Source organism: Lyngbya sp. CCY1209 (assembly GCF_035615495.1).
Lineage (GTDB): Bacteria > Cyanobacteriota > Cyanobacteriia > Cyanobacteriales > Microcoleaceae > Limnospira.
Map to the genome: position 1 here is coordinate 1 of NZ_JAJENU010000050.1, position 1261 is coordinate 1261.

The window sequence follows — 1261 nt, forward strand, 5'->3', positions numbered from 1 at the left end:
CCCCAAAATCGACGGGTAGAAATCTACCGCCCCGGACAAGAAGTCGAAGTTTTGGACAATCCAATAGAACTTCCCGGCGACGATGTATTGCCGGGATTTGTTTTGAGATTAAATCGGGTTTGGGGTTGATTTTCTAGTAGAATTGACTGGCTTTTTTCCAGAGCGATCGCATAATAGCTCTCCCCATATTTTTAGCCATCATCTCACCCAACCTTAAAATCATAACACAGGCAAGATGCCCGTGCTACACGATTTCATCTATACTGGTGGTATGGAAACAATATGAATGATAACCAATTGTATGAAGACGATTTTTATACTTGGTCTTTACAGCAGGCTCAATTGCTGCGGGAAAAACAATTCGATCGCGTCGATTGGGAGAATGTAATTGAGGAGATAGAAGCCTTGGGACGCAGCGAATATAGAGCTTTTGTATCCGCCATCGAACAGCTTACTTTGCATTTGCTGAAGTGGCAATATCAGAGAGATTATCGCTCCCCCAGTTGGCGACATTCGATCGACAAGCAGCGAATCGCGATCGAACGCATTATCGAAGACAACCCCGGCTTGCAAAGTCGCCTTGATGAGGCAATTTCCAAGGGATATAAATACGGGCGAAAGGGGGCGATCAAAGAAACGTTTATGGATGCCAAAATTTTTCCCGAAGTTTGCCCCTATACTTGGGAAGAATTGACAGATGATAATTTTTTCCCAGACTCCAATTAAAACAACAGGGAGACTATAGCAGCGTGAAATGATTCGTAAAATTTTTGTCCGTTCAAAGCCCCCAGAATTGGGGGTTTGGGGGCGAGAATAAAAATCAAAGCCCCCAGAATTGGGGGTTTGGGGGCGAGAAGATTTGAAACTGATCGCATTCCCATCCCCCTGAGTTACCATCAACACTATCCGCCCAAATTCTCGGAGGAAATTCGATGCACTCCACCCTCTCCCTGCAACTCCCCCCCTCCACCCTTCTCCACGTCACCCAGGAACAATTCCAAGAGCTCGCCGCCGCCAACCCCGATTTAAGATTAGAACGGACCGCCACAGGAGAATTGATTGTGAACCCACCCGCCGGCAGCGAATCGGGCAAAAAAAATAGCAGATTGACAACCCAACTGGGAATTTGGGATGAAGCCCACGAAGACTTGGGTGTTGCCTTCGACTCCTCCGCCGGATTTATCCTCCCCAACGGCGCCACCCGTTCCCCCGATGCCTCTTGGGTAGCTCGCTCTCGGTGGGAGGCGCTGACACCCGAACA

At 48.4% G+C, this 1261-nt stretch carries 2 protein-coding genes and 1 pseudogene; all 3 read left to right on the plus strand.

Annotation, left to right across the window (positions count from 1 at the left end; genetic code table 11):
• A pseudogene (locus LKE08_RS00260) lies at positions 1-129 on the plus strand (Uma2 family endonuclease); the annotation flags it as partial.
• A gap of 153 nt (positions 130-282) precedes the next feature.
• The gene (locus LKE08_RS00265) at positions 283-726 is read left to right on the plus strand and encodes a DUF29 domain-containing protein (RefSeq protein ID WP_324702190.1); all 444 of its coding nucleotides are present in this window, start codon (positions 283-285) and stop codon (positions 724-726) included.
• Positions 727-932: 206 nt separating this feature from the next.
• Positions 933-1261 (plus strand): Uma2 family endonuclease (locus tag LKE08_RS00270; RefSeq protein ID WP_324702191.1); only part of this gene is annotated, 329 nt, incomplete at its 3' end.

Coding starts and splice junctions, on each gene's coding strand:
- LKE08_RS00265 (WP_324702190.1), top strand. CDS start 283: ATGAATGATAACCAATTGTATGAAGACGATTTTTATACTTGGTCTTTA.